The organism is Methylobacterium sp. (assembly GCF_019750675.1).
Taxonomy (GTDB): domain Bacteria; phylum Pseudomonadota; class Alphaproteobacteria; order Rhizobiales; family Beijerinckiaceae; genus Methylobacterium.
Genome location: NZ_JAIEOF010000398.1, coordinates 1 through 6,924 on the forward strand (window position 1 = coordinate 1; position 6,924 = coordinate 6,924).

The following is a 6,924-nucleotide window of genomic DNA, read 5'->3' on the forward strand; positions in this document are numbered from 1 at the left end:
ATGTCCGATCTCTTCGCCTCGGCCGGCCTCTCCGCCACCGCGCCCCGCCCCCTCGCCGACGCCCTGCGCCCGAAAACCCTCGCCGAGGTTGTCGGCCAGGAGCACCTGACCGGCCAGGACGGGGCCTTGACCCGCCTGCTCAACGCCCGCTCCTTCGGTTCGCTGGTGTTCTGGGGGCCGCCCGGCACCGGCAAGACCACCGTGGCGCGGCTGCTGGCGCACGAGACCGACCTCCACTTCGAGCAGATCTCGGCGATCTTCTCCGGCATCGCCGAGTTGCGAAAGGTGTTCGACGCGGCGCGCGGGCGCCGGGCCATGGGCCGGGGCACGCTGCTCTTCGTGGACGAGATCCACCGCTTCAACCGGGCCCAGCTCGATGCCTTCCTGCCCGTGATGGAGGACGGCACGGTGACGCTGGTGGGCGCCACCACGGAGAACCCGTCCTTCGAGCTCAACGCCGCGCTGCTCTCGCGCGCCCGCGTGCTGCTGTTCCGGGCTCTCGATGACGCGGCGATCGCCAAGCTGCTGGTCCGAGCGGAAGGCCTCACCGGCCAGCCACTGCCCCTCGACGAAGAGGCGCGCGGGGTGCTCGTGCGCATGGCAGACGGCGACGGCCGCGCCGCGCTCACCCTGGCGGAAGAAGTCTGGCGCTCTGCTAAACACGAAGAAATCTTCGACGCGGAGGGGTTGCAGGCGATCATCCAGCGCCGGGCCCCGATCTACGACAAGTCCCAGGAGGGGCACTACAACCTCATTAGCGCCCTGCATAAGACGGTGCGCGGCTCCGATCCGGACGCGGCGCTCTACTACCTCTGCCGCATGCTCGACGGGGGCGAGGACCGCCTGTTCATCGCCCGGCGCCTGGTCCGCATGGCGGTGGAGGATATCGGGCTGGCCGACCCGCAGGCCCTGGTGGTGGCCACCGCCGCCAAGGACGCGTTCGACTTCCTCGGCTCGCCCGAGGGGGAGCTGGCGCTGGCGCAGGTCACGGTCTACCTCGCCTGCGCGCCCAAATCGAACGCGGTCTACGAGGCCTACAAGGCCGCGACCCGGGTCGCCAAGTCGCACGGCTCGCTGCCGCCGCCCCGCACCATCCTCAACGGCTCGACCAAGCTGATGCGCAAGATCGGCTACGGCGAGGGCTACCGCTACGATCACGACGAGCCCGACGCCTTCTCGGGCCAAGATTACTGGCCGGAGAAACTCGGCCGCCAGCACTTCTACACCCCCACCGACCGGGGCATGGAGAGCCGGTACACCGACCGCCTCGCCCACTGGGAGCGCTTGCGCCGGCAGCGGCGGTCCGAGGAGGACTGACCGTTGGACGTGCTCTGGAAGGGTCTCCTCGGCGGCCTCGTCACCGTGGCCATCGTGCTCGCCTCCCGACGCGGCAACGTGCTGCCCGGCATCCTGCCGCTGGCCCCCACCTTCGCCATCATCGCGCTGCTGGCGGTGGGGGCGAAGGGCGATCCGGCGGGCTTGCGCGCGGCCTGCCTCGCGGGCGCCAGGACGATCCCGGCCTACCTGGTGTTCCTCGGGGCGGCCTATGCCCTCAGCGGCCTGATGGATTATCGGCTGGCGATTCTGGGCGCCACCGCCGCGTGGCTTGCGGCCGCCCTCGCGATCTTCCTCCTGCCCCAGTGGCTGTGAACGGGCTCACCCTGGACAGCGCGGCGCGCCGCATGGAAGGCTCCGGTCATGACCCAACCCTTCGGGGCGGGGACCCGCGACAGCAATTCCGCAGGAGAGACCCGGCCATGCAGGCCTACCAGACCCTCGCCGGTCGCTTCGCCCGGCTCGGCGCCCTCGGTGACGCCGCCGGAATCCTGTCCTGGGACCGGGAGACGCTGATGCCCGACGGGGCCGCCGACATGCGGGCCGAGCAGCTGGCGCAGCTCGCCGTCATCGGCCACGAGATCCTGACGGCGCCTGAGACCGGCGACCTGATCGCGCGCGCCCTCGACGACGCCGCGGCGCTGGGGGAGTGGGAGCGGGCGAACCTGCGCGAGATGCGCCGGACCTACCTGCACGCCGCGGCGGTGCCGGCCGACCTCGTGGCGGCGAGTTCCCGGGCCGCGTCGCAATCGGGGATGATCTGGCGCGAGGCCCGGGCGCGGTCCGACTTCGCGATGCTGGCGCCGGCGCTCGCCGAGACCCTGCGCCTGGAACGGGAGGTCGGTGCCGCCAAGGGCGCCGCCTTCGGCCTCGACCCGTACGACGCCCTCCTCGACGGTTACGACCCGGGCATGCGCCGCGCGGCGATCGACCCGCTCTTCGAGACCCTGCGGGCCGAGCTGCCGGGGCTGGTCGCGGCGGTGCGCGAGCGCCAGGCGGCCGAACCGGCGCCGCGGCCCCTGCCCGGGCCGTTCCCGGTGGAGGCCCAGAAGGCCCTGGGCGAGCGCCTGATGCGGGCCGTCGGCTTCGACGTCACCCGCGGGCGGCTCGACGTCAGCCTGCATCCGTTCTGCGGCGGCGCCACGGACGACGTGCGGATCACCACCCGTTACGACGAGGCCGACGCCTCCGGCGCCCTGATGGGCGTGCTGCACGAGACCGGCCACGCCCTCTACGAACAGGGGCTGCCGCCCGCGTGGCGCCACCAGCCCGTGGGCGCGGCGCGCGGCATGACCCTGCACGAGAGCCAGTCGCTCCTCGTCGAGATGCAGGCCTGCCGCTCGGCCGAGTTCTGCGCCTTCCTCGCGCCCGCCCTCCGCGAGACCTTCGGCGGGGCGGGCCCCGCCTGGAGCCCTGAGAACCTGCACCGGCGCTACACGCGGGTGGAGCCGGGCTTCATCCGGGTCGATGCCGACGAGGTCACGTACCCGGCCCACATCCTGCTGCGCTACACCCTCGAGCGGGCGATGGTCGCGGGCGACCTCGCGGTGGCCGACCTGCCCGGCGCCTTCAACGACGGCCTTCGCGACCTCCTCGGCCTCACCGTGCCCGACGACCGGAGGGGCTGCCTGCAGGACATACACTGGCCGGGCGGAAGCTTCGGCTACTTTCCGACCTATACCCTCGGGGCGATGGCGGCCGCGCAGCTCTTCCGTGCCGCCTGCGCCGCGGTTCCGGGCATCCCGGACGACCTCGCGGCGGGCGACTTCGCGGCCTTGCGCGGCTGGCTGCGGACCCACGTGCACGCGCGCGCCAGCCTGCTGGAGACGGACGAACTCCTTCGCGAAGCCACGGGCAAGTCCCTCGGGGCGGACGATTTCCTGCGCCACCTACGCGCACGGTATCTCGGCGCGCGCTGAGGGCCTGCGTGGCGAATCCGGGAGGCCGGCACCCGCAGCCCTGCGCCGGCGGGCGGGGCGGGGCGGCGATTTCGCGGGCCGGGACAGGTGGACCGCAGGCGGCACAGCCTGTAGGCCGGCGGCCCCTCCCACCAGCGGACCTGCGTCCGGAGATCCCCATGGCGGCCTGCGGCCTCGATTTCGGCACGTCGAACACCACCCTCGGCCTCGTCACCGGACAGCGCCCGCAGCTCGTGCCCCTGGAGGACCGCCACCTCACGATCCCGAGCGCGATCTTTTTCCCGCCGGGCCGGGATGCCGTCATCGGCCGCGCCGCCATGGCCGAATACGTGGAGGGCACGCCGGGGCGCCTGATGCGCAGCCTGAAATCCGTGCTCGGCTCGGCACTCCTGGAGGAGACGACCCCGGTGGGGCGCGAGCGCATCCGCTTTCGCGACGTGATCGCGCGCTACCTCGCCGCCGTGAAGGCCCGCGCCGAGGCCGAGACCGGGCGATCCCTCGACACGGTGGTGCACGGCCGCCCGGTCCACTTCGTCGACGGCGACCCGGAGGGCGATGCCCGCGCCGAGGACGCCCTGCGGGACATCGCGGAGGGCATCGGCTTCCGCCACGTCTCGTTCCAGTTCGAGCCGATCGCCGCCGCCCTCGACTACGAGCAGCAGGTGCGCGCGGAGGAGATCGCGCTGATCGCCGACATCGGCGGCGGCACCTCGGACTTCTCGATCGTGCGCCTCGCCCCGGAGCGCCACGCCAAGGCGGAGCGCGGCGACGACATCCTGGCCAATGACGGTGTGCGCATCGGCGGCACCGATTTCGACCGCCGCCTCAGCCTCGGCACGGTGATGCCGCTCCTCGGGCTGGGCAGCGCCATGAACCGGGGCGACCTCGACGTGCCCACGGGCTATTTCCACGACCTCGCCACCTGGTCGAGCATCAACCGTCTCTACAACGGCAAGACCCTGCGGGAGATCGAGGAGGTGCGCCGCGACGCCAGGCGCCCCGACCTCCTCGCGCGCCTCACCACCGTGGTGGAGGCCGAGCGCGGCCACGCCCTGGCCATGGCGGTGGAGGGCGCCAAGATCGCGACCTCGGAGGAGGGACGGGGCCGGATCGACCTCGACTGGGTCGAGGCGGGCCTTCACGCCGAGCTCGACCGCCCGGGCCTGAAGGCCCAGACCGGCGAACTCGCCCGGCGCATCGCCGAGCGGATCGACCGCTGCCTGATGCAGGCGTCCCTGAGCGCCGACCGCATCGACGCCCTGTTCCTCACCGGGGGCTCCACCGGCCTGCCGCATGTGCGGGCCGCCCTGACGGCCTGCCTGCCCCGGGCCCGCGTCGTCGACGGCGACACCTTCGGCTCGGTCGGCACCGGGCTGACCATCGAGGCGGCCCGCCGCGCCGCCTGAGCGCGGAAGGCCGCACCCGCGCGGGGTTACCCCTGTCCCGCAGGCGCTTTGTCGCGGGGCCGCCGGGTGGTACGAGCAGGCCATGACCACACGACCACCATCACGCGGCGGCGCCGGGCGCAGGGGCGCAGGGCCGAGCCGCAGCGGCACGCCGGGCAAATCCGGGGGCCCGGGCCGGCCCTCCGCGCAGGGCAAGTTTTCGGGAAAGCCCGGGCGTCCGGGCAAACCCGGGGCCTTCAAGCGTCCCGACCGCGAGCGCACGGGCCCGCGCACCAGCGCCCTCGACGCCGCCCAGCGCGCCGCCGAGAACCGGGGCGAGGCGGGCAAGCCCGCGCCCTGGCGCCCGGGACAGCAGCCCCGCGACCGGGAGGAGGCGGAACACGAGGCCTTCGAGGCCCTGACCGAGGCCGCGCCCCGGCCCCCGCGCACCCGGGCTCCGCGTCCGGATGCCGCCGAGGCGCGCCCGCGCCGTGCCGATTCCGATACCCGTGCGGGCGCCCCCGCCGGGGAGGCGCCCACCCGGCGCGAGCAGCGCGCGGCGGCCTCCGCCACCCTGGCCTCCGGCGTGCAGACCCTCACGGTGGAGGAGGACGAGGCCGGGATGCGGATCGACCGCTTCCTCACCACGCGCTTTCCCCAGCTGCCCTTCACCCGTGTCCAGAGCATCGTGCGCAAGGGCGAGCTGCGGGTCGACGGCAAGCGCGCCAAGCCCAACGACCGGCTGGAGCCGAGCATGAGCGTGCGCGTGCCGCCCCTCAAGCTCGACGCCCAGGGCGAGCGCCCGCGCTCGGCCGCGAAGGACGCCACCGACGCCGACTTCATCCGCTCGCTGATCCTCTACGAGGATGCCGAGATGATGATTCTCAACAAGCCCTTCGGCTTGGCGGTGCAGGGCGGCTCCGGCACCGTGCGGCACGTGGACGGCCTCCTCGAGGCGCTCACCGGCAAGGACGGCCAGAAGCCGCGCCTCGTGCACCGGCTCGACAAGGACACCGCCGGCTGCCTCATCGTGGCCAAGACGCGCCTTGCCGCCGCGACGCTGGCCAAGAGCTTCCGCTCGCGCTCCGCCCGCAAGGTCTACTGGGCGCTCACCGCCGGGGTGCCGCGCGTGCCCCAGGGCCGCATCTCGACCTACCTCGCCAAGGAGGAACCCACCGACGCCGACGCGCGCATGCGGGTGGCCCAGCACGGGGACGAGGGCGCCGCCCACGCGCTGACCTACTACGCCATGGTGGACAACGCGGCCCAGAAGCTGTCCTGGCTGTCGCTGAAGCCGGTCACGGGGCGCACGCACCAGCTGCGCGCGCATGCCGCCCACATCGGGCACCCCATCGTGGGCGACCCGAAATACTTCAGCATCGAGAACTGGGAGCTGCCCGGCGGCATCCAGAACCGCCTGCACCTGCTCGCGCGCCGGATCGTGATCCCCCACCCCAAAACCGGCCGTCCGGTGGACGTCACGGCCCCGCTTCCGCCGCATATGGCGCAGAGCTGGAACCTGCTCGGGTTCGACGCCGCGCGCTACGACCCCATCGTCGAGGCACCCGAAGCCTAGGCGACTCGGCAAGGTGCGGCTTGTCGAGTTGGGACTCGGCATGTTGTGACTTGGCAAGCGCCCGGCATGCCTTATCCTTCAGGACATCGTCCGGTCGGTTCCGTGCCGCCGGCCAAGGACCGTCGCGCCACGATGCATCGAGACACGATCCTGAAGCCCGCGGCCGTGCTCGGCCTCGCGCTCCTCGTCCTGACGCTGCCCGCGGGGAGCCTCGGCACCCCGGTGCTGGCACAGACGGCGCCCCAGGCCCGGCCGCAGGCCCAACCGAGCCCGGCGGCCGCACAGCCCCAGGGACAGGGGCAGGGGCAGCAGCAAGGGCAGCCGGGACAGGCCCAGGCACCTCGCCCCGCAGCCCCGGCCGCCGGTACCGCCGGTGGGCGCGGCGCGGCGCAAGTCGGGCGCAATCGCCGTCCATCCTACGCAGCCTGCAACCGCGTCTCGCACGCGCGCGGCCTGCGCGGGGGCGCCCGGCGTCGGTTCCTCGTGCGCTGCAAGCTCGGCTACGACCGGCCGCGCACCGGCCAGCCCCAGGCCGCGCCCACGCGCCAGCCATGAGCCGCGCCCACGCGCCAATCATGAGCTGCGCCGAACCGTCAGCCATCGGGCGGACATTCCGGTGCCGGGGCCCGCATCCGTGAAGCTCATCGTCTTCGACGTCGACGGCACCCTCGTCGACAGCCAGCACCTCATCGTGGCGGCGCAGGGCATG

General features: G+C 73.4%; 6 protein-coding genes and 1 pseudogene. All 7 read left to right on the top strand.

Annotation, left to right across the window (positions count from 1 at the left end):
• Window positions 1-1,317: replication-associated recombination protein A (locus tag K2X24_RS20820; protein WP_292500696.1), on the top strand; the 1,317-nt coding region annotated here is incomplete at its 5' end.
• 9 nt (window positions 1,318-1,326) lie between these two features.
• Complete coding sequence (locus K2X24_RS20825; protein ID WP_292500705.1) at window positions 1,327-1,650, top strand: GlpM family protein; 324 nt, start codon at window positions 1,327-1,329, stop codon at window positions 1,648-1,650.
• A gap of 107 nt (window positions 1,651-1,757) precedes the next feature.
• Window positions 1,758-3,254, top strand: coding sequence for a carboxypeptidase M32 (locus K2X24_RS20830; RefSeq protein ID WP_292500697.1), 1,497 nt, complete (start codon window positions 1,758-1,760; stop codon window positions 3,252-3,254).
• Window positions 3,255-3,412: 158 nt separating this feature from the next.
• Window positions 3,413-4,660: an Hsp70 family protein gene (locus K2X24_RS20835; protein WP_292500699.1), complete on the top strand. Its 1,248-nt coding sequence runs from the start codon at window positions 3,413-3,415 to the stop codon at window positions 4,658-4,660.
• 82 nt (window positions 4,661-4,742) lie between these two features.
• Window positions 4,743-6,215 carry an RluA family pseudouridine synthase gene (locus tag K2X24_RS20840; RefSeq protein WP_292500701.1) on the top strand — a complete coding sequence of 491 codons (1,473 nt, stop codon included), beginning with the start codon at window positions 4,743-4,745 and terminating at the stop codon, window positions 6,213-6,215.
• A 132-nt stretch (window positions 6,216-6,347) separates the two neighbouring features.
• Window positions 6,348-6,770: a serine/threonine protein kinase gene (locus K2X24_RS20845; protein ID WP_292500703.1), complete on the top strand. Its 423-nt coding sequence runs from the start codon at window positions 6,348-6,350 to the stop codon at window positions 6,768-6,770.
• A 79-nt stretch (window positions 6,771-6,849) separates the two neighbouring features.
• A pseudogene (locus K2X24_RS20850) lies at window positions 6,850-6,924 on the top strand (HAD family hydrolase); the annotation flags it as partial.

What these genes read in the sequence shown, in the direction of transcription:
- K2X24_RS20830 (WP_292500697.1), top strand. Translation starts at nt 1,758, where the DNA reads ATGCAGGCCTACCAGACCCTCGCCGGTCGCTTCGCCCGGCTCGGCGCC.
- K2X24_RS20835 (WP_292500699.1), top strand. Translation starts at nt 3,413, where the DNA reads ATGGCGGCCTGCGGCCTCGATTTCGGCACGTCGAACACCACCCTCGGC.
- K2X24_RS20840 (WP_292500701.1), top strand. Translation starts at nt 4,743, where the DNA reads ATGACCACACGACCACCATCACGCGGCGGCGCCGGGCGCAGGGGCGCA.
- K2X24_RS20845 (WP_292500703.1), top strand. Translation starts at nt 6,348, where the DNA reads ATGCATCGAGACACGATCCTGAAGCCCGCGGCCGTGCTCGGCCTCGCG.